Origin of the sequence: Corynebacterium urealyticum DSM 7109, from assembly GCF_000069945.1 — a bacterium.
GTDB lineage: Bacteria > Actinomycetota > Actinomycetes > Mycobacteriales > Mycobacteriaceae > Corynebacterium > Corynebacterium urealyticum.
In genome coordinates this window covers 1,508,906-1,533,268 of sequence record NC_010545.1, presented here as the reverse complement: position 1 = coordinate 1,533,268, position 24,363 = coordinate 1,508,906, and the positions used below count along the sequence as shown (strand labels likewise).

The following is a 24,363-nucleotide window of genomic DNA, read 5'->3' as shown; positions in this document are numbered from 1 at the left end:
CATAGTTCATGAGCAGCACCGAACACAGCACCAGCGAGCACGGCAGCACCAAGCACGGCACCGCAGAAAAACCGGACCTGAGCGGACTCACCACAGCCGAGGTCGAGGAACGCACCCGGGCGGGAAGAACCAACAAGGCCACCCGCACCACGGGGCGTACGACCTGGGAGATCATCCGCGCGAACGTCTTCACACGCATCAACGCGATGCTGGGTGTGCTGTGCGTGATCGTGTTGGCCACGGGTTCCTGGATCAACGCCGCCTTCGGCCTGTTGATTATCGCGAACTCCGCGGTGGGCATCATCCAGGAGCTCCGCGCGAAACGGACCCTGGAGAATCTCAAGATCCTCTCCGAGTCCCGGCCCCGCGTCATCCGCGACGGCGAGGAGAAAGAGGTCGCCCAAAGCGAGATCGTCGAGGGGGATTTGATCCGCGTCGGTTCCGGCGACGAGATCGTGGTCGACGGTCCGCTGCTGTCCGGCTCGCTGTCCATGGACGAGTCCCAGCTCACCGGGGAGGCCGACCCGGTGCGGCACAACCCCGGCGACGAGCTGCTCTCCGGGTCCTTCGTCAAGCACGGCAGCGGGGTCTTCCGCGCCGAGAAGGTAGGCGGGGAGTCCTACGCCGCCCGCCTGGCTGCCGAGGCCAGCGACTTCTCGCTGACCGATTCGGTGCTGATGAGCGGCATCAACTCCATCCTGCGGGTGATTACCTGGCTGCTGATCCCCACCGGCCTGCTCACCATTTTCACGCAGCTGACCCGTACGGACGCCCCGATCCGGGAGTCGATCCTCTCCATGGCCGCGGCACTGGTGCCGATGGTGCCCGAGGGCCTGGTGCTGATGACCTCCATCGCCTTCGCGGTGGGCATCGTGCGCCTGGGCAAGTACAAGGCCCTGGTCAACGAGCTGGTCGCCATCGAGGGACTGGCCCGCGTGGACACGATGTGCACGGACAAGACCGGCACGCTGACCAGCAACGAGATGGAGCTGGAGGCGGTTGTCGACGAGGACGGGGACGAGGCCAGTACGGAGACCTTGCGCGACCTGCGCCGCCTCTTCGCCTCCCAGTCAGATCTGAATAACACGGCCGAGGCGATCGTCCAGGGGCTCGACGAGTGGGCCGAGCGCGCCGCCGAGGAGGAGGGCTCCGAGGCCGCCGACTCCTCCCAGCCCCACGCCTTCGAGGGCAGCGAGATCCCGTTCTCCTCGGCCTATAAATTCTCCGGCTTCCGCGTGACGGATGGCCCGACCTTCGTGCTGGGAGCTCCCGACGTCCTCCTGGATCAGGGCACCCCGGCCGCCAACGTCGCGGCGAAGGAGGAGGCCGATGGGCGCCGCGTCCTGGCCTTCGGCCGCGCGCTGGACGAGGTCGAAGACCCGGACGAGGACGGCGCGAACGTCACCACCCCTGAGCTCGGCGACCCGGTGCTGATCGTCCTGCGGCAGAAGCTGCGCCCCGATGTGGCCGAGACGCTGGCCTACTTCGAGCACGAAGGCGTGGACGTCAAGATCATCTCCGGCGATAACCCTGGCTCCGTCGCCGCGGTTGCGAAGGAGGCCACCGGCGAGCAGCTGAGCTCCATCGACGCCCGCGAGATCGCGCCGGAGGACATGGAGCAGGCCGTTCTGGATTCCGAGGTCTTCGGCCGTGTGAAGCCCGAGCAGAAGCAGGCGATGGTCGAGGCCCTCCACGCCCACGGCCGCACCGTCGCGATGACCGGCGACGGCGTCAACGACGTGTTGGCGCTGAAGAAGGCCGACATCGGTGTGGCGATGGGCTCCGGCTCCGCCGCTACCCGCAGCGTGGCACAGTTGGTGCTGCTCAATGACCGCTTCTCCTCGATGCCGCACGTCATCGCCGAGGGGCGCCGGGTGATCGGCAATATCGAGCGGGTGGCGAACCTCTTCCTCACGAAGACCGTCTACTCCGTGGTGCTGGCGATGGTCGTGGCGGTGGCGGGCGTGACCTTCCCTTTCCAGCCGATCCACGTGACGATCACGGGCTGGTTCACCATCGGCATCCCCGCGTTCATCCTCTCCCTGGCGCCGAATACGGAGCGCCCGAAGGATGGTTTCGTCCGCCGCGTGCTGTCCCTGGCGATCCCGGGCGGGGCGATCGTGGGCCTGGGCTCGGTGATCATGTGGCTCGTGATCTACCCAGGTGATGGGGCGAGCGTGACCGAGCAGCGGCAGGCGGGCACGGCGGTGCTGCTGGCGCTGATCATCATGGGGCTGTGGGTGCTGAACATCGTGGCCCGCCCGATGAAAACGTGGAAGTGGGCGCTGTGGTTCGGCTGCATCGGCGGCTACCTGGTGCTCTTCCTGATCGCCCCGATCCGCGAGATCGTGCTGCTGGATATCGGCAACACTCGCCTGATGATCACCGGCGCGGTGGTGGGGCTATGTGGCGCCGTGGTGATCGAGTTCTCCCAGTTCCTGGCCCGCCGTTTCCTCCTCCACCAGGATTAAGGACGTCGCGAGCCTCGCTTCACATCGGCGCTGACTGATCCGGGTGGGCAGTGTGGGATCTCTGCCCTGGTCGGGGACTGGGCAACGTAAAAACGCCGCCTGCCGGGGCCGTGGCTGGCCCAGGTGGCGACGTCCTAAACGGGAGAGTGAGTAGCTAGAAGCAGTGCTCCTCGGCGGGGAAGGTGCCCTCGGCGACCTCGCGCTTATAGGAGGCGGCGGCATCCGTCAGGGACGCGCCGACCTGGGCCCACTGCTTGGCGAACTTCGGGCGGTGACCATGTTCTGGCAGGGCGACCATGTCGTGCCAGACCAGCACCTGGGCGTCGGTGTCCGGGCCTGCGCCGATGCCGATGGTGGGGATGGGGAACTGCTCGGTGGCCTGCTTCGCGACGTCCGCGGGCACCATCTCCAGCACGACCATCTCGGCGCCCGCCTCGGTGACGGCGGCCATGTCGTCCAGCAGCTGGGCGGCGGAATCCCCGCGGCCCTGGACCTTGAAGCCGGAGAGCTGGTTGACGGACTGCGGGGTGAAGCCGATGTGCGCGCAGACCGGGATGCCGGCCTCGGTCAGCGCCTTGATACGGGGCGCCATGCGGCGGCCACCCTCGATCTTGATCATCGCGGCACCGGAACGGCGCATCATCTCCGCAGCGCTCTTCACGCACTGCTCATCGGAGGCCTCGTAGGTGCCGAAAGGCAGGTCGGCGATGACGAGCGCATTGCCGGCGCCGCGGACCACGCCGGCGGCGAGGAAGATCATTTCCTCCAGGCTGACCTGCTGAGTCTGGTCGTAGCCGAAGACCACATTGGCCGCGGAGTCGCCGACCAGGAGGCACTCCACTCCGGCCTCGGCGAAGGCGGCGGCGGTGGAGTAGTCATATGCGGTGAGCATCGCCCATTTCTCGCCGCTGGCTTTGCGCGCTGTGAGGTCGGAGATGCGAACTTGCTTGGTGGGAACCATGTACCCACGTGGGGAATCCTGTCGAGCCATGAATGTGATTGTGCCAGAAGCACCCTGGGCGTGTCCGGGCTAGTGCCTAAGATGGGGGACTATGAGCAGCCAACAGGAATTCGTCCTCCGTACCCTTGAAGAACGCGATATCCGCTTCGTCCGCCTCTGGTTCACCGATATTCAGGGTTACCTGAAGTCCGTAGCCGTGGCCCCAGCCGAGCTGGAGGGGGCGTTCGCGGAGGGCATCGGATTCGACGGTTCCGCCATCGAGGGGTTCTCGCGGGCCTTCGAGGCGGACACGATCGCCCAGCCGGATCCTTCGACTTTCCAGATCCTGCCCTTCGGTGGGGAGCAGGACGGCTACCTCTCCGCCCGCATGTTCTGCGACATCACGATGCCGGATGGGCAGCCCTCGTGGGCGGACCCACGCCAGGTGCTGCGCCGCCAGCTGGCGAAGGCGGCCGAGGACGGTTTTAGCTGCAACGTCCACCCCGAGATCGAGTTCTTCCTGGTGAAGTCCATCGATACCGACGGCCAGCCGCCGGTGCCCGCCGATAATGGTGGTTATTTCGACCAGGCGGTGACGGATAATGCGCCGAACTTTAGGGCCGAGGCGATTAACTCCCTGGAGCGGATGGGCATCCCGGTGGAGTTCTCCCACCATGAGAACGGTCCTGGCCAGCAGGAGATCGACCTGCGCTTCGCGGACGCGCTGACGATGGCGGATCACGTGATGACCTTCCGCTACCTGATCAAGCAGGTCGCGCGGCGCAATGGGGTGCGGGCGACCTTCATGCCCAAGCCCTTTAGCCAGTATCCGGGCAGCGCGATGCACACCCACATCTCCCTGTTCGAGGGGGAGGATAACGCCTTCCACGACCCGGACGATGAATTCCGGCTCTCTGCCACCGCGAAGAGCTTCATCGCGGGCATCCTGGAGCACGCCCCGGAGTTCACCGCGGTGACGAATCAGTGGGTGAACTCCTATAAGCGCCTCTCCTATGGCGAGGAAGCACCGCGTGCAGCGAGCTGGGGTGCGTCCAACCGCTCGGCGATGGTGCGTATCCCGATGTACACGCAGCACAAGGCGGCCACACGCCGGGTGGAGATCCGCTCCCCGGACTCTGCGATGAATCCCTACCTGGGCTATGCGGTGATGTTGGCCGCGGGCCTGAAGGGCATCCGCGAGGGCTACGAGCTGCCTGCCCCGGCGGAAGAGGATGTATCCCTGATGACGCGCCGGGAGCGCATCGCCGCTGGCTTTAGGGATCTGCCGACGGACCTGGATTATGCGCTGCGGAAGATGGAGCGTTCGGAGATGGTGGCCGAAGCACTCGGCGAGCATGTCTTCGAGTTCTTCCTGCGCAATAAGTGGCAGGAATGGCATGCCTACCAGTCCCAGATTTCCCCGTGGGAGCTGCGCCATCACCTGGAGTTCTAGGTCCGAAGCGTGTCGCCGGCTCTGTCCTGGCAACACGGCGAAAGCCTTCCGGTTCCACGGTGAGACTGACAAGTCCGCGCACAGCCCGCCACCATCGACGTTTTCTTAAAGAAGTGAGTGTTCTATGACTAGGTCGCAGGGGCTTCCCCGCTCCTCCCGTTCCGACGTCCCGTCCCCGCGGGTGTTGGGTCTGCGCCGCGAGCGTGCGGTGGAGGACCTGGAGATGCTGGGCTGGACCGGACCGGAGCACACCTCCCTGTTGTGGACGCTCGCGGCCGCTGGTAGCTCGGATCTGGCGCTGAATAATTTCGTGCGCCTGGTCGACGCTCTGCGGGCGGCGGAGGAGGACGGCGGCCTGCCAGCGCCCGGCGCGGCGCATCCGGAGTCCATGGCCGCCGCAGCGGCTGCCCAGGCCGGGGCAGATGCGGGGCAGCAGGGGAGCAGCACACCCCAGCAGGACGCAGCGCAGGCCGACGGCTCCCAGGTGGACCCTGCGGTGGCCGTGCCGGTGGGCCAAGTCGCCCAGTTCACGGATGCGAAGGCCGACACCCTGCTCGCGGCGGTGGAGGAGAACCCCAACTTCCGGCGCCGCATCTTCGCCGTGCTCGGGGCCAGTACCGCGCTTGGTGATCACGTGGTGGCCAACCCCGGCACCTGGGTGGATCTGGCCGCCCCGATGCCCAGCCGCCAGGAGATGATGGACGCGATGCTCGCCGCAGTGGGGGCCACGCCGGTCGAGGGTGCCGGGGAGCTGACCTTCAAGGCGGCGATCACCGGCAGCGAAGCGGACTCGGCGCTGATGGTGGCCTACCGCAATCTGCTGGCCAGGGTGGCGGCCATCGACCTGGCGTCCACGATGGTGGAGCGCGGCCACACCCCGCCGAAGCCCCTGGGATTCGAGGCCCTATCCCTGGCACTGACGGATGCGGCGGACGCGGGGCTGACCGCGGCGCTGGCGGTGGCCTGCAGCATGGTCTACGGCAAGCCGGGGGCGGAGAACGAGAAGCAGCCCGCCCGGCTGGCGGTGCTGGCGATGGGCAAGTGCGGCGCCCAGGAACTGAACTACATCTCGGACGTGGACGTCATCTTCGTCGCCGAACCTGCGGACGCCCGCGCGATGCGTTGGGCGGGTGAGTTCATCAACATCGGCAGCCGCGTGTTCTTCGAGGTCGATGCAGCACTGCGCCCGGAGGGCAAGCGCGGTGCGTTGGTGCGCACCCTGGATTCCCACGTGAACTACTACCGGCGCTGGGCGAAGACCTGGGAGTTCCAGGCACTGCTGAAGGCCCGCCCGATGAGTGGGGATCTGGAACTCGGTAGGGACTACTGCGAGGCCATCTCCCCGATGGTGTGGTCCGCGGCGGAGCGGGAGGACTTCGTCCCGGACGTGCAGGCCATGCGTCGCCGCGTCATCGAGAATGTGCCCGCAGACCTCCGCGAGCGGGAGCTGAAGCTCGGGGAGGGAGGCCTCCGCGATGTGGAGTTCGCCGTCCAGCTCCTGCAGCTCGTCCACGGCCGCACCGATGAGAACCTGCGCGTCCCAGCCACGGTCTCGGCCCTGCGCCAGCTCGTGGACGGCGGCTATGTGGGCCGCGAGGACGGTCAGGTGCTGATCCGTTGCTACGAGTTCATGCGTCTGCTGGAGCACCGCCTGCAGCTGCACCGGCTGAAGCGGACCCATACCCTGCCGGAGGAGGATGACATTCAGGAGCGCCGCTGGCTGGCCAAAACTTCTGGCCGTGTGCGCTCCAGGGATTCCTCGGGGGCTCAGCGTTCCTTGGTGGAGCAGCTGGAGTTGGATGTTCGCCAGTCCGCGCTGCAGATCCAGAACCTGCACCGGAAGCTGTTCTATCGGCCGCTGCTGTCCTCTGTGGTCGGGATGGACGCCGACGCCGTCCGCCTGTCCCCGGAGGCGGCGAAGCGCCAGCTGGCTGCGTTGGGTTACGAAAGCCCACAGCGTGCCTTCGAGCACCTGCGCGCACTGGCCGACGGCACGACCCGCAAGCACAAACTGCAGGCGATTATTCTGCCCAGCCTGCTGGAGTGGCTGTCCGCGACGGTTGACCCGGATGCCGGGTTGCTGGCGTACCGGAAGCTCTCGGAGGCGGCGATGGATCGCTCCTGGTTCTTGCGCCTGCTGCGCGACGAGAACATCGTGGGCAAGCGCCTGATGTTCCTGCTGGGGACCTCGCCCTTCCTGGCGGACCTGCTGCTGAATTCCATTGATTCGGTCAAGCTGCTCTCGGATGGGGCGAAGGGGCCGAAGCTGCTGGACCAGGAGCCCGCGGTGGTGACCCACTCCTTGGTGGCTGCGGCGAGCCGGCAACGGGATCCGGATAAGGCGATCGGCGTGGCCCGCGCGCTGCGCCGGGCGGAGCTCTCCCGCATCGCGGCCGCCGATCTGCTGGGCCTGATGAGCGTGGAGGAGGTGTGCGAGTCTCTGTCCTGGGTCTGGGATGCGGTGCTGGAGGCGGCCTTGCAGACGGAGATCCGGGCCTGGGAGGATGAACACCAAACCAACGCCCCGGCCACGATCTCGGTGATCGGGATGGGCCGCTTGGGTGGGGCGGAGCTGGGCTATGGTTCGGACGCGGACGTCATGTTTGTCGCCGAGCCGGTTGGGTCGGTTGCGTCGGTCGCCCAAGAAGGCGACGGTGCCGAGGCTGCCGTGGGCGGGAAGGACGACGTCGACGTCGAGAAGACGGGAGTGGACAACAGCGGCGCGGAGACGCAGGGGAGCGGTGCTGACGCTGTGGATAGTGACGCTACGGGCAGCGACGTTGCGGGCAGTGATGCTGCGGGCAGTGGGGTCGAGGCGGTGGACCCGCTGAAGTGGGCGATCACGATCTGTGAATCCGTGCGCCGCCGCCTGGGCAAGCCCTCGCAGGACCCGCCGCTGGAGGTGGACAGCAACCTGCGCCCGGAAGGGCGCAACGGGGCGCTGGTGCGAACCCTGGCCAGCTACGAGCGCTACTACGCCGAGTGGGGCGAGACCTGGGAGCTGCAGGCGCTGCTGCGCGCGACCTGGATCGCCGGCGATAAGAACCTTGGCATGCGCTTCCTGCGGATGATCGATCAGTTCCGCTATCCGGCGGGTGGGGCAACGGCCAAGCAGGTCAGCGAGGTTCGCCGCATGAAGGCGCGCGTGGACTCCGAGCGCCTGCCGAAGGGCGCGGATAAGAACCTGCACACCAAGCTCGGCCGCGGCGGGCTCACGGATGTGGAGTGGACCGCCCAGCTGCTCACGATGCAGCACTGCGATAAGGAGCATCTGCGCAACACCTCCACCCTGGGCGTGCTGAAGGAGATGGCAGCCGAGGAGCTGATCAGCGAGGCCGACGCGCTGACGATGCGGGAGGCGTGGATCACCGCCACGAAGGCCCGCAATGCACTCGCGCTGGTCCGCGGCAAGCGGAAGGATCAGCTGCCGGCCTCTGGCAAGCCGCTGGCGCAAGTCGCCGCGGCGGCTGGTTGGCCCATCGAGGAGTCCCAGGAGTTCCTGGACGACTATCTGAAGAAGACGCGCCGGGCGCGCACGGTCGTCGACCGGGTGTTCTGGGGTGAGGACATCGTCGAGGACGCCGAGGGCAGCGAGTTCGACCACATGGACCAGCTGGACTGGGGTGCGGACCACCACCCCGAGGACTCCCGCGCCTTCGGCATTGGCGACCAGGTCGAACTGGACAAGGTTCTCAACGCCGACATGCTGGACCGCGATTGGGCGGCCGACCGCCGCGACGAGGTGGTGCGGGCCTTCCGCGGGCGCAGGCCACGGCTGTAGCCCCGGTGTAACCCCGAGCACCCCCTGATTACCTACTTCGGGGGATGCCGGGCGCCCTGATGTGCCGGATTGTTCACCGTCAATTAACCCATCTGGGGGATGGAAACCTAAACTATGCCCTGATCCTGCCCATTACCCGGGCGTTTCCCTCCCATAAACCAGCAGGAGTATTCGTGAACCGGATCCCCCTTATTGTCAGACTGATCGCGGGCATCGTGATCGGCATCGTGGTCGGCGCGATCTGCCGCTCCGCGGATGCCGAGTGGCCGATCCGCGCGTTCGCCACCTTTAACCAGATCTTCGGCACCTTCCTGAGCTTCGTGATCCCGCTGATCATCTTTGGCTTCATCGCTCCGGGCATTGGCTCCCTGGGTCGCGGCGCGGGCAAGCTGCTCGGCCTGTCCCTGGGCGTTGCTTACTCGTCGACGGTCATTGCCGGCCTGCTGGCGCTGCTGACCTCCTTCGGCCTGTTCCGCTTCCTGCTGGACGGCGCCCAGGGCCTGATGGAGACCGATAACCCGGAGGACGCCCTCGTCGCGGCGTATACGAACATCGAGATCCCGCCGGTGATGGACGTCATGACCGCGCTGATCCTCGCCTTCGTCGTCGGCCTGGGCATGACTCGCCTGACCGACCGCACGATGTACCAGCTGACGGATGATTTCCGCCAGATCATCGAGCGCCTGCTGAGCTCCGTGGTTATCCCGCTGCTGCCGTTCCACGTGATGGGCGTGTTCGGCAACCTGACCTACGCCGGTGTGGTTGCGAACATCCTCGCGGTCTTCGCGAAGGTCTTCATCATGGTGCTGGTCCTGCACTGGGGCATGCTGGTCTTCCAGTACTGCATCGCTGGTGCGGTCTCCAGCAAGAACCCGTTCACGATGCTGCGCACGATGCTGCCGGCCTACGTCACCGCGCTGGGCACCCAATCCTCCGCGGCGTCCATCCCGGTCACCCTGCGTTCGGCGAAGAGCGCGGGCCTGCACCCACGCTTCGCGGACTTCCTGATCCCGCTGAACGCGAATATTCACCTCTCTGGCTCCATCATCACCATCACCGCCTGCTCCATGGCCGTGTGGTCCCTGGCGCACGGTGAGATGATCTCCTTCGGCCAGATGATCCCGGTCATCCTGGTGCTGGGCATCATGATGGTCGCCGCCCCGGGTGCTCCGGGTGGTGCGGTGATGACCGCGCTGGGCGTGCTGGAGTCCATGCTGGGCTTCGACCAGCCGATGCTGACCCTGATGATCGCCCTGTACCTGGCGCAGGATTCCTTCGGCACCGCCGCGAACGTCACCGGCGATATGGCCGTGGGCCGCGTGGTCCAGGGCCTGGCTTCCCGCGTCAAGGGCATCGAGGTTCCGGAGGACGATCCGGAGTTGCAGGTTGGCGCTGCGGCAGCTGCTGAGAATGAGGAGCGCGACGCGTAAACCGTGACGTCTGAAGCCAACAGCCCCATTCCCACCACCGTGACCCCACGGGCGGTGGGAATTTGGGTTACGGGTGTTTTCGTCTACGTCATGGCGGTGCTTGGGCGCACCTCCCTGGGCGTGGTCAGCGTGGACGCCCTCGACCAGTTCCAGATCAACGCCGGGCAGCTGGCGGTGTTCACCACTGTGCAGCTGGCGACCTACGCCTTCGCCCAGATCCCCGCGGGTCTGCTGGTGGACCGGCTGGGGCCGCGGAAGATGATGCTTTACGGTGCGGTGCTGATGGCTGTGGGCCAGGTGCTGTTGGCGTTGACGACGAGCTTCCCGGTTGCTGTGCTTGCCCGCGTGCTGGTTGGGGCGGGCGACGCCACCGCGTTCCTGTCCGTCATGCGGATTATCCCCGCCTGGTTCCCGCTGCGCACCGCACCACTGTTCGGCCAGGCCACCGGTGCGGTGGGGCAGTTGGGGCAGTTCCTCTCTGCGGTTCCCTTCCTCGCGCTGGTTGGCTCCGCGGGCTGGAGCATCGGTTTCGTGTCCCTGTCCGCGGTGGGGTTGCTCGTAGGGATCGTGGCCTTTGCCGTCGTGTGGGATACCCCGGGGGAGCTTGCCGAAGGCCGGCGCGGCGGCGTCGAAAAACCAGAAGACGGACCTGGCCCCTCGCCGATGGTGGCGGTGAAGTACGCGCTGGCTAACCGCACCGCCTGGCACGGCTTCTTCATCCACTGGTCGGGGCTGTCCCTGCTGGTGGTGTTCACCCTGCTGTGGGGCATGCCGATCATGACGCTGGGCATGGGCATGGATAAGGCCACCGCCGGGTGGGCGATTTCCGCCTCCACGCTCGCGATGGCGATCTGCGGGGTGCTGGTGGGCTTCCTCTCCGCCCGGTTGGGACGGTCGCGGTGGAAGGCCATCGTGGTGGGGACGTCGCTGGGTGCGGCCGCGTGGCTGCTGTTCTTCATCTCCCCGGAACCACGGACGGCCGCTGCGGCGTTTGTAATGAACGTGGTGATGGGGGTGGTCTCGCCGCTGGCGAATATCGGTTTCGATTCGGTGCGCGAGGAGTGCCGGCGTGAGTTCGTGGCCACCGCGACGGGGCTGGCGAACATGGGCGGTTGGCTGGCCGGGATGGCCGCGAATCAGGCGATGGGGGTGTACCTGACGTTGGCGGCGCCGAACGGGGAGTACACGTGGGCGGAGTTCCGCTTCGGCTGGTTCGTGGTGCTCGGCGTGTGGGCGCTGGGTCTGGTTGGGGTGGTGGCCACCCGGCCGCGTCGCTAGGCTTCGGTGGTATGTCTCGCACCATGTCCCACGATTCTTCCCGGCCAGCCCGCGCGCTGCAGTGGACCGCACTGGGCGCCTACGTGGCCGTCGTCCTCGCTCTGACGGTGGGGAAGAGCTTCTACCAGATCGGTCTGCTGTGGAAGCCGGAGAATCAGCGGGTGCGCGAGCTCCTGTTGGTGCCTTTTCAGCTGGTCAGGGAGTCTCCGACGATCTTCGGGGTGGTTTTCGACTACGTGGGCAACGTGGCCTTCTTCGTGCCCCTTGGCATGTTGCTGGTCGTGGTGTTTTTCGGGGTGAACCGGCCCGTGTGGCGCGCCGTGTGGATCGCGGCCCTGCTGAGCCTGGGCATCGAGGTCTGCCAGTACGTGTTCTCGGTGGGGCGTACTTCGGTGGACGACTGGTGGTGCAACACGCTGGGCGCGTTCCTGGGCGCGTATTTTGCGGTGAAGATGGGGCCGCGTTGGCACAAGGTGTGGGTGTGGCTGGCGCTGGCACTCGGGGTGGTCTTCGCGGTATTGGTGGGGCTGGGCGACCGCTTGGGGGATCCGGAAAAGGTCGTCGGATAGCGGCCTCGAGCACGCATAACACCCTTAAAGGGCAGTGAGTCAGGGAGTGATTCGATGAGCACGTTCACCAAGCACAATCCGGGACGCACCGGCGCGTGGGAGGCCGCCGGGTTGGAGTGGCTGGCTGCCGCCCGGGACGGCGGCGGGCCCGCTGCGTTGGACGGTGACGGGCCCGGTGCCGCTCAGGGCGCCCGGGTGGTCGGCGTCGTGGAGCGCACCCCGGACACGATCGTCCTGGAGCGGGTGCAGGAGACCCGCCCCACCCCGGAGGCCGCGGAGGCCTTTGGCCGGGAGCTGGCTGCCACGCACGCCGCAGGCGCCCCGTGTTTCGGTGCCGGCCCGGTGAATGCCGCGGGCGAGCCCTGGGAGGGGACGGGCTACCAGGGCCCGAACGAGCACCTGCTGCCGCTGCCGTTGGGGCGGCGGGAGAGCTGGGGCGAGTTCTACGCGAACCTTTTGGAGCCCCTGATCGAGCCCGCCTGGGGTGGTCTGTCGGGCGAGGACCAGCAGGCCGTCCGCGCGCTGCTGGAGCGCCTGCGCGACGGGGAGTTGGACGTCCCTGGTTCCCAGACCCCGGCCCGCTGCCACGGCGACCTGTGGGCGGGCAACGTCCTGTGGAGCCCCGAGGGCGCAGTACTCATCGACCCGGCCGCCCACGGCGGGCACCCGGAGACGGACCTGGCGGCCCTGCAGCTGTTCGGCATCGCGCATCAGGAGCGCATCCTGGGGGCGTACCAGGAGGCCGCGGGCTGGGATTCGTCGTGGCGGCAGCGCGTGCCGCTGCACCAGCTGCATCTGCTCTTCCTGCACGTCGCGGTGTTCGGTGGTTCCTATGTGAGCCAGGCTATGACGGCGGTGCACCGCAGCCTGGCGCTCTAGTCGCCGCCTGTTGCGGCTAGCGTGAACTAGCCGGGCTTGTGATTGTTACCGCGCGTTCTAGCCGCCGCCCGCTTCCTACTAAGCTGAGTCCCATGAGATCCACGCTCCCGCTGCGGTCTATCCGGCTGCGCCACGTGCTGCGCGAGCCCAGCTTCTGGGTGCACCAGATGCCGGTCGTCGCTGATCTTCGTGAGCGTGGCCGGCTGGAGTTTTCTTCGCCGGTGACCGTGCTCTCTGGGGAAAATGGAGTGGGAAAGTCCACGCTCTTAGAAGCGCTTGCTTTGAAGCTGGGCTTCGGGGCCACCGGGGGCCGCCTGGACGACCCGTTCAAACAGGCGAGCACGGGCACCGAGTCGCCGCTGGTGGACGACCTCGTCGCGGACCTTTCGCAGCCGCTGCTCCGGGGCTATTTCCTGCGCGCGGAGAGCCACCTGACCCAGGTGCTGCACAACCAGTCGCCGATGGAGGCCGCGGGCCGAAACCGCCTGGGCATGGACTGGGACATCACCGCCCGCTCCCACGGCGAGTCGATCTTCGACATCTTTCACGAGTACATCGACGGTGCCGGGCTGTACCTGCTCGACGAGCCCGAGGCTGGCCTGTCGACGATCCGTCAGATGACGCTGCTCGCCCAGATCGCCGAGGAGGTCCGCCAGGGGGCGCAGTTTGTGATCGCCACGCATTCGCCGATCCTCATGGCCTTCCCCGGCACCACGATCTACGAGATCGGCGACCACGGTATCCGCACCACCGCGCTGGAGCACACTGAGGCCTTCACCGCGCTCTCGGAGTTCTTCGCGGATCCCCACGGGACCGTGGGCTTCCTGCTGGGGGAGTAAGTCCTTCTTCTTTTTGAGGGACGTCACCCGCTGGCGTCCTGCTGGGCATGCCGGGTCGGTGTGATTTTTCCCCGGGCTTACGCAGCCCGTGCGCCGGGGAACGCCGTAGTCTCGCCGACACGCGCCCAAGCCGCACCAAATACAGCCCGCGCGCCGGGGAACGCCGACGCCGTGTCTTCAGTGTGGAAGGCTGAGGCTTACACGACCTGCGCGCCGAGACGGGAAACCCGGAGCCACCAGCGCACGGCGATGACCGCCACGAGGATGCACAGCAGGTTGCGTACCACGAGGATGCTCGCCGGGATTCCCGCCGGGCCGGAGGAGACCAGCCAGCCATAGGAGATGGGGAAGACCAGGAAGCTTAGACCCGCGATGATCACGGTGAGCACCCCGAGTACCAGGGGAGCGCCCTCGCTGGTGTCTAGCAGCACGCCCCGCCACCGGGCACCCTCGCCGCGAACCCCGTGCCGTCCGATCCTTGCAGGTATGGCCAGGCAGATCAGGGGTGCAAGCCACAGCACGTACTGCGGGGAGAACACCTTATTACCGAGCAGCAGCAGGGCCACGAGCATCGTTGCCGCAGCCAGGGCGCGTTCGGTGTTCCATCCGCCGCGGAGGAAGTGCCGCAGCGCGATGTACACGCCCAGCAGCAGGGTCAGCGCCATGACGGCGGTGGCGGCGTGCATCGCCAGCTCCACCCCGGGGCCGGAGACCTCGTAGCTCTTGGAGGAGGAGAGGTTGATCTCCCAGCGGTCGTCGAAGGCCGAGAGGAAGGTAAACGGTGTCGCGGCGACGGACTCCACCTGGAGGCCGCGGACGTCCTGATAAGTCAGCGGGCTGATGACGCGCTCGAAGCCCTCGGTGGCGGTGGTGATCCCCACCAACACCGCGAGTGTGAGGGCGAAGAAGCCCAGCCGCTGCCACATGCCACGCGCATTCCAGCGGTCCACGAGAGCAACCGCCAGCACCCCGGGCCACAGCTTGGAGGCGGTGGCGAAGGCCAGCAACGCACCAGCGACTCGCGGGTGGGAGACCACCACGGCCACCCCCACACCGACCGCGAGCCCGGGGATCAGATCCAGCCGGGTCAGCAGGATCGGCCCGATAGCGAAGCTCACGCCGACCCAGGTCCACGCCCCGAGGAACCGCCCCAGACGCAGCAGATACCCCGTGAACAGCGCCCCGAGCAGGCAACAGGCGAGAGCGAAGATCAGGAAGAACCCCCGCTCGCTGCCAGGTACCAGCACGTCCGCGATGGCCTTGACCGCGCGGATGGGCCACACGCCGACGTCCGGATATTCACTCAACGGGGTGGGGCTGCCGCCGATGCCGACGATGTGCTCTCCGAACGGGCCGGAGAGCAGGCTGCCGTTGCGGTAGTAGCTGAGGTCCTCGGTGCCCCAGCGGTAGGTCACCACGATCCACAGCTGGAAAATATTGGCCAGCAGCCAACAGACCCACACCGCAATGGGGGACTGTGAGATCGGCCGCGCCGGGCGGGACGCCGTAACCGAACGCCCCACCGTCGCCGAACGTTCCACCGTGGCTGGTCGCGACGTCGTCGTTCCGGACGTCGTCCCTCCCGACGTTGCCGTATCGGACGCCGCCCCATCGGACACCGCCCCGGTGGTCGCTGAAGTGCTGGAGGACGCCACGTTGGACGCAGACGTCTCCCGCAAGGATTCGCGTCGGGGGGTGGGCTGGGGCTGTTTCACGCAGGTTAGTCTAGCCTGTTCCGGCTGGTCTCACCCGATGTCGGGACCGTGCTCTAGGATGTTGAGACGTGGACTACTTTTCGACTCGTGATTCTTCCCGTACCCCCGCCAAGTTCTCGGACATCCTGCTGGGCGGCCTGGCCCCGGACGGCGGCCTCTACCTGCCCGCCGAATACCCGCAGCTGAGCGACGAGACCCTCACCGAGTGGCGCGAGCTGCTCGCGGAGAAGGGCTATGCCGCGCTGGCTGCCGAGGTGCTGAAGATTTTTGTGGACGACATCCCGGCCGAGGACCTGGAGGCCATCACGGCCCGGGCGTATACGACGAAGGCTTTCGCGCACGAGGAGATCGTCCCCGTCACGGAGCTCGAGGACGGCATGTACCTGGGCCACCTCTCGGAGGGACCGACGGCTGCTTTTAAGGACATGGCCATGCAGCTGCTCGGCGAGCTGTTTGAGTACGAGCTGGCCCGCCGCGGCGAGACCCTGAACATCCTGGGCGCGACCAGCGGTGACACGGGTTCGGCGGCGGAGTACGCCATGCGTGGCCGCCAGGGGATCCGCGTGTTCATGCTGACCCCGGCCGGGCGCATGACGCCCTTCCAGCAGGCGCAGATGTTCGGCCTGGATGATCCGAATATCTTCAACATCGCCCTGGACGGGGTCTTCGATGACTGCCAGGACGTGGTCAAGGCCGTGTCCGCGGATGCGGATTTCAAGCGGGATAACCGCATCGGTGCGGTGAACTCCATCAACTGGGCGCGCCTGATGGCCCAGGTCGTGTACTACATCTCCTCCTGGCTGAAGCTGACGGAGTCGAATGATCAGAAGATCAGCTTCTCCGTGCCGACCGGCAATTTCGGCGACATCTGCGCAGGCCACATCGCCAAGCAGATGGGCCTGCCGATCGAGCGGTTGATCGTCGCGACGAATGAAAACGACGTGCTGGATGAGTTCTTCCGCACCGGCGAGTACCGGGTGCGCAGCTCCGCGGAGACGCTGAAGACCTCCAGCCCTTCGATGGATATTTCCCGTGCCTCGAACTTCGAGCGTTTCGTTTTCGACCTGCTGGGTCGGGACGCCGATCGGGTGGCGGACCTGTTCGGTGTGAAGGTGCGCGAGGGCGGGTTCTCCCTGGCCGACGAACCGGCGTTCCCGGAGGCAGCGGCGACGTACGGTTTCGCGTCCGGTACCTCTTCGCATGCGGATCGCGTGGCGACGATTCGGGATCTGCACGAGCGCCTGGGCGTGATCATCGACCCGCACACCGCCGATGGTGTGAAGGCCGCGCAGCAGTGGCGTGACCAGGTTGAGGGCCCGATCGTGGTCCTGGAGACGGCGCTGCCGGTGAAGTTCGCGGAGACCATCGAGGAGGCCATCGGGGAGGTCCCTGAGGTTCCGGAGCGCTTCGCCGGGATTATGGACGCTGACCGCCACGTGGTTGACCTGCCGAACGACGCTGAGCGCGTGAAGCAGTACATCCTGGACTCCATCGCGGAGACCAAGGAAGTCGAGAACTAGGGAACTGGCCTGGCCGGGCTGGGCATGGGGCCCTACTTGGGGGCTAGGGGGCTGGCCCGGCTGTGTGCCTCGTTGGGGGCGGGGTTGTCCGGGCTGGTTGCCGCGCAGGGTGAGGGGCCTGGCCGGGGGTACAGCCCTAGGTCGGGCTGGCTGCGGGGGTGGCCGAGCTGGGCGTGGGGTGTCCAGGCTGGGGCTGGGAAGTAGAGCCCAAGGCCGGGCTTGGAGCGAGGGGCTTGGCCGGGCTGTGTGGCTCGCTCGGCGGCGGGGTCTAGCCCGCCCGCGCCACTCGTCATACCGCCGACGTATGGTGGGGCTCGCAATTGTTTTCGCGAGCCTTGAGGAGGCGTGGCTTTGAAGATTGGTTTTCTGGGTGCCGGTGCGCTGGGCGCATACTATGGTGGCCGCATGGCCGAGACGGGCCAGGAGGTTGGCTTCGTCGCCCGCAACGAGACCCTCGAGGCGCTGCGCACCACGGGTGTAACGCTCATCGATGACAACGAGGAGACCTCGGTGGTCTCCAACGTCGCCGCGGCAGAAAGCTTCGAGGAACTTGCGGAGACGATGGGCGGGCTGGACGTCATTATCAATGCGACGAAGTCCCTGCCCGGCAACGACTCCTTCCCGGACGTCTCCGGAATCAAGACCGCCGACGGCAAGCAGGTGCCGATCGTGACCCTGCACAACTCGGTGGAGGTTCCGCAGCTGGTGGCGGAGCAGTACGGCGAGCAGAACGTGATCCCGGGCATCGTGCGCGGCTACTTCGTGCACAAGGGGCCGGCGACCGCGCAGTTCCTGCCGGGGATGAAGGTGCTGAACATCGGTACCTTCGACCGCGCGCAGGATAGCCACGCGTACCGGGTGGCCTGCGAGCTCAGCGAGGCGCTGGTCGCGGCGGGGTTCAAGTCCGAGGTCTGGGATGACATCTTCGTGGAGATCTGGTCCAAGGCCATGTTCGTCACGCCGACGGGTGCGTTGGGCGCGCTGGCCCACCAGCCGCTCGGGTACCTGCGCGAGGAGGGGGCTGAGGGGAAGCCGGGGCTGCGCAACACGCTGGAGGGGCTGATGCGGGAGTACGAGGCGGCCGCGCGGGCGCACGGCGTGGGGCTGCCGGAGGACATCGTGGCCAAGACGATGGCGCTCACTGATAAGCAGCCGGATTCCGCGACCAGCTCGATGCAGCGCGATATCCGTGATGGGCTGCCGAATGAGCTGGATGCGCAGGTGGGCGCGGTGCGGCGCATGGCTGCCCGCGTTGGTGTGCCGACGCCGCTGCACGACATGATGCAGGGCGCGCTGGAGGGGCAGATCAAGGCGCAGGCCGAGGGCCGCCAGGGCTAGGCCTGCCCCACCATTCGCGTTTTGCAGAGTTTGTTTCCCCCTTCCTCATGTTTTGCAGAGTTTGATGCCGGAAATCGGCCAAAAAGCGACACTCAACTCTGCAAAACGCACGTGGGGGGGCGCGGGCTGTGCCCTGGCCCTCAGCACGCACAAGCTAGGGGCCGCGAACCTGGTTTTGGGCCGTGGCGTGTCACTTTTTGCGCGCTTTTTGACACTCCACGGCCCAAAACGGGCCGGGGAGAGGAATCAGCATGCCCGATCATTGATGTTTTGTAGAGTGCGCTCCCGTCCTTCTGGGGTTTTGCAGAGTGTGTTTCCTCCTTCCTCATGTTTTGCAGAGTTTGATGCCGGAAATCGGCCAAAAAGCGACACTCAACTCTGCAAAACGCACGTGGGGGGGGTCGCGGGCTGTGCCCTGGCCCTCAGCACGCACAAGCTAGGGGCAGCAAACCTGGTTTTGGGCCGTGGCGTGTCACTTTTTGCGCGTTTGCTGACATTCCACGGCCCAAAACGTGCAGGGGAGGGCCGAGCGGGGGGCCATAGGGGTGACGGGGCGCAGGTTGCGGGGGGTGCCGGGGCTCAGGTGGCGGGCTATGGCGCCGCGGGGGTGCAGGTCAACGGCCTGGCGGCAGGCGGGGCACGGGGGCACGGGGGGGCACGGGGGGCACGGGGTTACGGGTCCCGGGGGCTACGGTGCGCGCTTCGCCGCGACCTGCACCAAGTCGAGCCTTTGCCATAAAGCCTTGACGCCGACCCCCACCTCCCCTTAGGTTTATGACCTACATGGTAAACCCCATAACCAGGGAGGTGGTCATGCAGACTGATCCAGCAGATCCCCGCCCGATCTACATACAGATCGCGGAGGACCTGAAGTCCATGATCTTGTCCGGTGAGCTCGCCATCGATCAACGAGCCCCATCCACGAAAGAACTCTCGGAGTTCTACCAGGTCAACCCCACAACGGCCGCCAAAGCCATGACAGAACTCTCACAAGAAAAGCTCGTCGAAAAGAAACGAGGGCTCGGCATGTTCGTCACCCAGGGCGCCCGCGAGCGCATCCGCAGCGAGCGCAAGGGCGCATTCCAACGCACCTACATCGACCCGCTCAAAACCGAAGCCGTCGCGCTCGGTCTCTCGCTCGAGGAGATCATCGCCATGCTGAAGGAGGAGAAGTGAGCATTTACGGAGTCATTGGCCCGAATGGTGCCGGCAAGACTTACTACCTGCGCACCCTCAGCCAGAACCCCGGCACGGCGCTCGCGCAAGCAGCTCCCGACGCCGCCCTTTACGGCGCCACTCCGCGCGAGTACTTCGCAATCGCGAAAACTGGCTGGTCAGAGCTCGACATCAGCCGCGCTGAATCCCTTCTCGACTTCCCGGCCACCACCCCGATGAAGAGCCTCAGCCTTGGGCAGCGCCAGATGGTGATCACCGCCGCGGCCCTCGCCTCCGGCCAGCCGGCGCTCCTCTTCGACGAACCTTTCAACGGCCTGGACGTCGAGTTCCGCAACCGTTTGCGCAGCATGTTCATCGACGCCATGACGGACGACGCCGTCGCGGACGCCACCATCACCGACGGCGGGGACGTCGTCCCACCCAAGGACCCAGCCCCGGAACGGACGATCGTCCTGACCTCCCAACACTCCCAGGATCTCGCGGGCCTGGTGGAGACGCTGATCGTCATCCATAACCACGAACCCCACGGCCCATTCGACGTCGACCAGCTGCGCACGCGCCACCCGGTGCTGCGCGGGATGACGGAGCAGGTGGGGCTGATCGCTGCGGACCTGCCCGTGTTCTCGCGGAAAACCCTGGGGGAGCGCAGTGAGCTCGTGCTCGCCGCACCGCTGAGCGCGTCGGCAGCCCAGCATGCGCGCACCGTCGGCGTTGAGGTCAGCTACCTCGACCCCGCGGAACTCATTGACCTGGCCAGTACCAGCGCTTATATCGAAAGGAGCGCACAATGACACTCGGAGTTTTTAGCGCCACGAACCCGCGGACCTTCCTTGGGGTGAGCGCGGGCGCGATGCTGCTCGCCGCTTTCGGTGGCCTGGTTGTGTCCCGAGGGACGGAGAACACGATGCTCGCGGTCCTCGTGCTCGCGGGGCTGTTCGCGGTGACGGCCGCGCGGTCTGTGCGGCTGCGCGATTTCGGGGTGAGCGCGGCCCGCTGGGTGCGGTCCGCGATCTTGTCGGCGTTGCTGGTGTCGCTTCTGGCCGCGGCCCTGGTCACGCTGATGATTATTGTGTCGGATCGGAATCCGACCTTTTACCAGGACTTTGCTTCCTTCACCGTTCATGCGCATGGCTACGAGGTCGCCGATGGCGTGCGCTACGCCAGCGACGGCCCAGGCATGCCGGTGGGGACGTTTGCGCTGACCGGGCTGTGCGTATTCCTCAGCTTCCTGATGGGGACGTTTGCAGGCACCGCCCTTGGTGCGGTCTTCGGCGCGCGCGGCACCAGGGCGTGCGTTGTTGCCGTGTTGGGTGGTTTCGTTGCGGCTTATGGTCTTGGTGCCGTGCTCATGGTTTTGGACGTCAACATCGCCGCACCGTGGCCCGGCGTACCCATGTTTGCTGTGGTCGTGTGCGTGGTTTCGGAGCTGGTGCTGGTGTGGGCGCTGAGGACGCATCGCCGTTCCATGCCCGCGGTGGTTCCCGAGATGCCTGGGGTGGTCCACTGACCTGGCGGGGTGACCCCGACTTGCCTGGGGGTGCCCCGACGGGCCGGGGGCCCATTGACCTACCTGGGTGCCCCGACGGGCCGGGGGCCCATTGACCTACCTGGGTGTCCCGACGGGCCGGGGGCCCATTGACCTACCTGGGTGCCCCGACCTGCCGGGCGCTGCGGCTGAGCGCTCACTGCGAACCTGGTTTTGGGCTGTGGCGTGTCACTTTTTGCGTGATTATTGACATTCCACGGCCCAAAACGGGCCGGGGAGGGCCGAGCGGGGCTCTGCACGCATCTCATTCGCGTTTTGCGGGGTGTGCTCCCGCCCTACTCATGTTTTGCAGAGTTTGATGCCGGAAAAGAGCCAAAACGCGACACTCAACTCTGCAAAACGCATGGGAAGAGGGCCGAACGGAGCCGAGCGGGGGCCGAGTCGGGCAGGGGGCAGAGCCGGGCAGGGCAGGGCCGAGCGGGGGGGCAGGGCACGGCCGCGGGCGGGGCTAGGCAGCCCGGCCGCGGCGGCCCTCAGCAACCCAGCTGAGGAAGCGGGTCGAGCAGGCCGTCCAGTGCGCGAGAAGCAGGAAGGGGATCGCCAGCGCGACCGCGTCCAGCCACTGCGAACCATTGACCAGTGCAACCTGGTGTCCGCCCATGCTGATGGTGCCCGGCGGGAAGGTGCACGACCACCACGCCGGCGAGTAATCCGCCCAGCGCGCCACATTCGGGTAGAAGGTCACCATCGCAAAGATCGCCAGCGGCACGGCGAGCACAAGCGCGACGTAGCCGTAGTACACCGAGATCGTGCTCGGGTAGAGGATCTGCATGGCGGTGGTGGACTGCCCGATCACGCCGAGTGGCACCCACGCGGTCGCGGAGTTCGGGCCTGAAAGGTCCACCTCGCCGTGCCACGCCGCCCAGTACACGTGCGCGAACACGGGCACGGCGGTGAGCAGCGACATCACGAAGAACGCGGTGCCCATGACGTGGTACATCTGCCCGTAATCGCGGGCCAGCCAGCCGGACACCGAAGCGGAAATCATCGGCCCGACCAGCGGCAAACCCCATGTGAACCGTGGTTTCCCGGAAAAGCGTGATAGCTGGATCGCCCACGTCACTGTGGTGACGGGTGCACCAATCCAGAACCCGATGAGGCGGTAGGTGGGGACGTCCGTAAGTCCAGAAAGCGCAGCCCCGAGCGCGAGAATGCCGATGAAAAACATCGACCACTCGGCCACGGTGGTGCGCTGGAAGCTCGGCTGCCGGTAGCGGGCGAATCCGATGGTCAGCGCCACAAGGATCACGCACGCGATCGCTGCGAAGATGCTCGCGCCGATCATTATGTATTTCTCGACGAGCAGGCGCGCGACGATCGAGGTGCCCATGAGGCTGCCGCCCCATGCGGGGCCCGGTGGCGGGAGTTCCCGAAACTTCTTAGTCACGCAGGGCATAGTAACGCTCCACGCCCCGCGCGCCACCGTCGGGGTCGGGCGCCACCGTCGGGGTCGGGTGCCACCGTCGGGGTCGGGCGCCACCGCCGGGGTCGGGCATCACTACCAGGGTCGGGAGCCTACGCAGACAACGTGAAGGAGGGGTCCGACGTCGGGGTCGGGCATCACTACCAGGGTCGGGAGCCTACGCAGACAACGTGAAGGAGGGGTCCGACGTCGGGGTCGGGTATCACTACCAGGGTCGGGAGCCTACGCAGACAACGTGAAGAAGAGGTCCGACGTCGGGGCGCGCGTAGCGGTCCCGGCGGACTAGCGGCCCGCGAAAGAACTCCGCCTCCCCGAACGTTTTGCAGAGTGTGTTCCCGACCCCTCACGTTTTGCAGAGTTTGATGCCGGAAAATGCCCGAAAAGCGGCATTAAACTCTGCAAAACGCACGAGGGGGCGCAAAACGCACGATGGGGTGCAAAACGCACGATGGGACGCCACCCAAACCGACTAGCAGTCGTAGTACAGCTCGAACTCCTGCGTGGTCGGGCGCAGGCGGGCCGGCATGATCTCCTCGTCGAACTTGTAGCGGATGTGCGCCTCGATCAAGTCCTCGGTGAACACGTTCCCGGCGGTGAGGAAGTCGTGATCCTCCTCCAGCGCCTCGAGGGCCCCGTCCAGGGAGTACGGAACGGTCGGGATGCCCTTCAGCTCCTCCGGCGGCAGCTCGTAGAGGTCCTTATCCACTGGGTCACCTGGCTCGATGCGGTTCTTAATGCCATCCAGGCCAGCCATCATCGCGGCGGTGAACGCCAGGTATGGATTACCCGATGGGTCCGGCGCGCGGAACTCGATGCGCTTGGCCTTCGGGTTGGACCCGGTGATCGGGATGCGGATCGCGGCGGAGCGGTTCTCCTGGGAGTACACCAGGTTCACCGGCGCCTCGAAGCCCGGCACCAGGCGGTGGTAGGAGTTCATCGTCGGGTTCGTGAACGCCAGCACAGCGCCGGCGTGCTTGAGGATGCCGCCGATGTAGTAGCGCGCCATGTCGGAGAGCCCACCGTAACCGTTCTCGTCGTGGAACAGCGGCTGGCCGTCCTTCCAGAGGGACTGGTGGATGTGCATGCCGGAGCCACCGTCGCCGGCGAGCGGCTTGGGCATGAAGGTGGCGGACTTCTGGTTGAACTTCGCGGTGTTCTTCACGACGTACTTGAAGGTCTGCATGTCGTCCGCGGCGTGCAGGAGGGTGTTGAAGCGGTAGTTGATTTCCTGCTGTCCGCCGGAGCCCATCTCGTGGTGGGAGCGTTCGACGTCGAAGCCGACGTCCTGCAGGTGCTCACCGATTTCGTCGCGGAGGTCCTGCATGTGGTCGTAGGGCGCGGTGGGGAAGTAGCCGCCCTTGGTGCGCACCTTGTGGCCCAGGTTGCGGGAGCCGTCCGGGTTTTCCTTCGCGCCGGAGTTCCACCAGCCCTCGACGGAGTCCACCTCGTGGAAGGACTTATTGGTGGTGGAGTCGTAGCGCACGGAGTCGAAGATGTAGAACTCCGCCTCGGCGCCGAAGTTGCAGGTGTCGGCGAAGCCGAGCTCCGCGAGGTACTGCTCAGCCTTGCGTGCGATGTTGCGGGGGTCGCGGCTGAAGGGCTCGCGGGTGTGCGGGTCGTGGACGAAGAACTTCACGTTCAGCGTCTTGGACTTGCGGAAGGGGTCCACAAACGCGGTCTCGAGGTCGGGCAGTAGCATCATGTCGGAGTTGTCGACGCTGGTGTAGCCGGCGATGGAGGAGCCGTCGAATGCGAGGCCTTCCTGGATCGCGTCCTCGTCGAAGGCGGATGCTGGCACGGTGAGGTGCTGTTCGATGCCTGGGACGTCGGTGAATTGGACGTCCACCCAGCGGATCTCTTCGTCGCGGATGAACTTCTGGATGCCTTCTGGGGTGGTGTGTTCGCTTCCGGGTTTGAACTTACCCATGGGGTTTCACTTCGCTTCTTGGCGTTTGTGGTGTGCAAGTCGTGCGTTATTCAGTTGTGTATTTAGTTCTCACTACCG

The 24,363-nt window shown here is 66.4% G+C and carries 17 protein-coding genes; 13 read left to right on the top strand and 4 right to left on the bottom strand.

Annotation, left to right across the window (positions count from 1 at the left end; translation table 11 throughout):
- Window positions 1-8 precede the first annotated feature (8 nt).
- On the top strand, window positions 9-2,471 hold the full coding sequence (locus CU_RS06520; protein WP_012360543.1) for an HAD-IC family P-type ATPase: 2,463 nt from the start codon (window positions 9-11) through the stop codon (window positions 2,469-2,471).
- Window positions 2,472-2,625: 154 nt separating this feature from the next.
- Here the strand turns inward: CU_RS06520 and panB are convergent, their stop codons facing one another.
- On the bottom strand, window positions 2,626-3,462 hold the full coding sequence (panB, locus tag CU_RS06515; RefSeq protein ID WP_012360542.1) for a 3-methyl-2-oxobutanoate hydroxymethyltransferase: 837 nt from the start codon (window positions 3,460-3,462) through the stop codon (window positions 2,626-2,628).
- Between the two features lie 61 nt (window positions 3,463-3,523).
- Here panB and CU_RS06510 point away from each other — a divergent pair, with 61 nt between their 5' ends.
- From CU_RS06510 to CU_RS06480, 7 genes are all read left to right on the top strand, one after another.
- Entirely contained in the window at window positions 3,524-4,864 is a 1,341-nt protein-coding gene (locus CU_RS06510) for a glutamine synthetase family protein (RefSeq protein ID WP_012360541.1), read from the top strand.
- A 124-nt stretch (window positions 4,865-4,988) separates the two neighbouring features.
- Window positions 4,989-8,645: a bifunctional [glutamine synthetase] adenylyltransferase/[glutamine synthetase]-adenylyl-L-tyrosine phosphorylase gene (locus CU_RS06505; RefSeq protein WP_012360540.1), complete on the top strand. Its 3,657-nt coding sequence runs from the start codon at window positions 4,989-4,991 to the stop codon at window positions 8,643-8,645.
- 173 nt (window positions 8,646-8,818) lie between these two features.
- A complete protein-coding gene (locus tag CU_RS06500) occupies window positions 8,819-10,075 on the top strand; it encodes a dicarboxylate/amino acid:cation symporter (RefSeq protein WP_012360539.1) in 1,257 nt (418 codons plus the stop codon).
- A gap of 3 nt (window positions 10,076-10,078) precedes the next feature.
- Window positions 10,079-11,353, top strand: coding sequence for an MFS transporter (locus CU_RS06495; protein ID WP_231837622.1), 1,275 nt, complete (start codon window positions 10,079-10,081; stop codon window positions 11,351-11,353).
- A 23-nt stretch (window positions 11,354-11,376) separates the two neighbouring features.
- The gene (locus CU_RS06490) at window positions 11,377-11,922 is read left to right on the top strand and encodes a VanZ family protein (RefSeq protein WP_012360537.1); all 546 of its coding nucleotides are present in this window, start codon (window positions 11,377-11,379) and stop codon (window positions 11,920-11,922) included.
- Window positions 11,923-11,976: 54 nt separating this feature from the next.
- Entirely contained in the window at window positions 11,977-12,801 is an 825-nt protein-coding gene (locus CU_RS06485) for a fructosamine kinase family protein (protein WP_012360536.1), read from the top strand.
- A gap of 92 nt (window positions 12,802-12,893) precedes the next feature.
- Window positions 12,894-13,640 carry an AAA family ATPase gene (locus tag CU_RS06480; RefSeq protein ID WP_012360535.1) on the top strand — a complete coding sequence of 249 codons (747 nt, stop codon included), beginning with the start codon at window positions 12,894-12,896 and terminating at the stop codon, window positions 13,638-13,640.
- Window positions 13,641-13,837: 197 nt separating this feature from the next.
- On the opposite strand, the gene CU_RS06475 is transcribed toward CU_RS06480, so the two are convergent.
- Window positions 13,838-15,355 carry a hypothetical protein gene (locus tag CU_RS06475; protein WP_012360534.1) on the bottom strand — a complete coding sequence of 506 codons (1,518 nt, stop codon included), beginning with the start codon at window positions 15,353-15,355 and terminating at the stop codon, window positions 13,838-13,840.
- Window positions 15,356-15,423: 68 nt separating this feature from the next.
- Between CU_RS06475 and thrC the strand changes: the two genes are divergently transcribed.
- The 5 genes from thrC (at window position 15,424) to CU_RS06450 (ending at window position 20,896) form a co-directional block, all read left to right on the top strand.
- Window positions 15,424-16,875 (top strand): threonine synthase, encoded by a 1,452-nt coding sequence (gene thrC / locus CU_RS06470; protein WP_012360533.1) that lies wholly within the window; start codon window positions 15,424-15,426, stop codon window positions 16,873-16,875.
- 345 nt (window positions 16,876-17,220) lie between these two features.
- On the top strand, window positions 17,221-18,213 hold the full coding sequence (locus tag CU_RS06465; protein ID WP_012360532.1) for a 2-dehydropantoate 2-reductase: 993 nt from the start codon (window positions 17,221-17,223) through the stop codon (window positions 18,211-18,213).
- Between the two features lie 813 nt (window positions 18,214-19,026).
- Window positions 19,027-19,389, top strand: coding sequence for a GntR family transcriptional regulator (locus tag CU_RS06460; RefSeq protein WP_041628493.1), 363 nt, complete (start codon window positions 19,027-19,029; stop codon window positions 19,387-19,389).
- Entirely contained in the window at window positions 19,386-20,180 is a 795-nt protein-coding gene (locus CU_RS06455) for an ATP-binding cassette domain-containing protein (RefSeq protein ID WP_012360529.1), read from the top strand. Before CU_RS06460 ends, CU_RS06455 begins: the two co-directional genes overlap by 4 nt.
- Window positions 20,177-20,896 carry a hypothetical protein gene (locus CU_RS06450; protein ID WP_012360528.1) on the top strand — a complete coding sequence of 240 codons (720 nt, stop codon included), beginning with the start codon at window positions 20,177-20,179 and terminating at the stop codon, window positions 20,894-20,896. The genes CU_RS06455 and CU_RS06450 overlap by 4 nt, the downstream gene beginning before the upstream one ends.
- Before the next feature lie 487 nt (window positions 20,897-21,383).
- Here the strand turns inward: CU_RS06450 and CU_RS06445 are convergent, their stop codons facing one another.
- Window positions 21,384-22,331 (bottom strand): TDT family transporter, encoded by a 948-nt coding sequence (locus tag CU_RS06445; protein ID WP_012360526.1) that lies wholly within the window; start codon window positions 22,329-22,331, stop codon window positions 21,384-21,386.
- Between the two features lie 496 nt (window positions 22,332-22,827).
- Window positions 22,828-24,285 (bottom strand): type I glutamate--ammonia ligase, encoded by a 1,458-nt coding sequence (gene glnA, locus CU_RS06440; RefSeq protein WP_012360525.1) that lies wholly within the window; start codon window positions 24,283-24,285, stop codon window positions 22,828-22,830.
- Between the last annotated feature and the right edge of the window lie 78 nt (window positions 24,286-24,363).

Coding starts and splice junctions, on each gene's coding strand:
- CU_RS06520 (WP_012360543.1), top strand. CDS start 9: ATGAGCAGCACCGAACACAGCACCAGCGAGCACGGCAGCACCAAGCAC.
- panB (WP_012360542.1), bottom strand. CDS start 3,462: ATGGCTCGACAGGATTCCCCACGTGGGTACATGGTTCCCACCAAGCAA.
- CU_RS06510 (WP_012360541.1), top strand. CDS start 3,524: ATGAGCAGCCAACAGGAATTCGTCCTCCGTACCCTTGAAGAACGCGAT.
- CU_RS06505 (WP_012360540.1), top strand. CDS start 4,989: ATGACTAGGTCGCAGGGGCTTCCCCGCTCCTCCCGTTCCGACGTCCCG.
- CU_RS06490 (WP_012360537.1), top strand. CDS start 11,377: ATGTCCCACGATTCTTCCCGGCCAGCCCGCGCGCTGCAGTGGACCGCA.
- CU_RS06485 (WP_012360536.1), top strand. CDS start 11,977: ATGAGCACGTTCACCAAGCACAATCCGGGACGCACCGGCGCGTGGGAG.
- CU_RS06480 (WP_012360535.1), top strand. CDS start 12,894: ATGAGATCCACGCTCCCGCTGCGGTCTATCCGGCTGCGCCACGTGCTG.
- CU_RS06460 (WP_041628493.1), top strand. CDS start 19,027: ATGCAGACTGATCCAGCAGATCCCCGCCCGATCTACATACAGATCGCG.
- CU_RS06450 (WP_012360528.1), top strand. CDS start 20,177: ATGACACTCGGAGTTTTTAGCGCCACGAACCCGCGGACCTTCCTTGGG.
- CU_RS06445 (WP_012360526.1), bottom strand. CDS start 22,331: ATGCCCTGCGTGACTAAGAAGTTTCGGGAACTCCCGCCACCGGGCCCC.
- glnA (WP_012360525.1), bottom strand. CDS start 24,285: ATGGGTAAGTTCAAACCCGGAAGCGAACACACCACCCCAGAAGGCATC.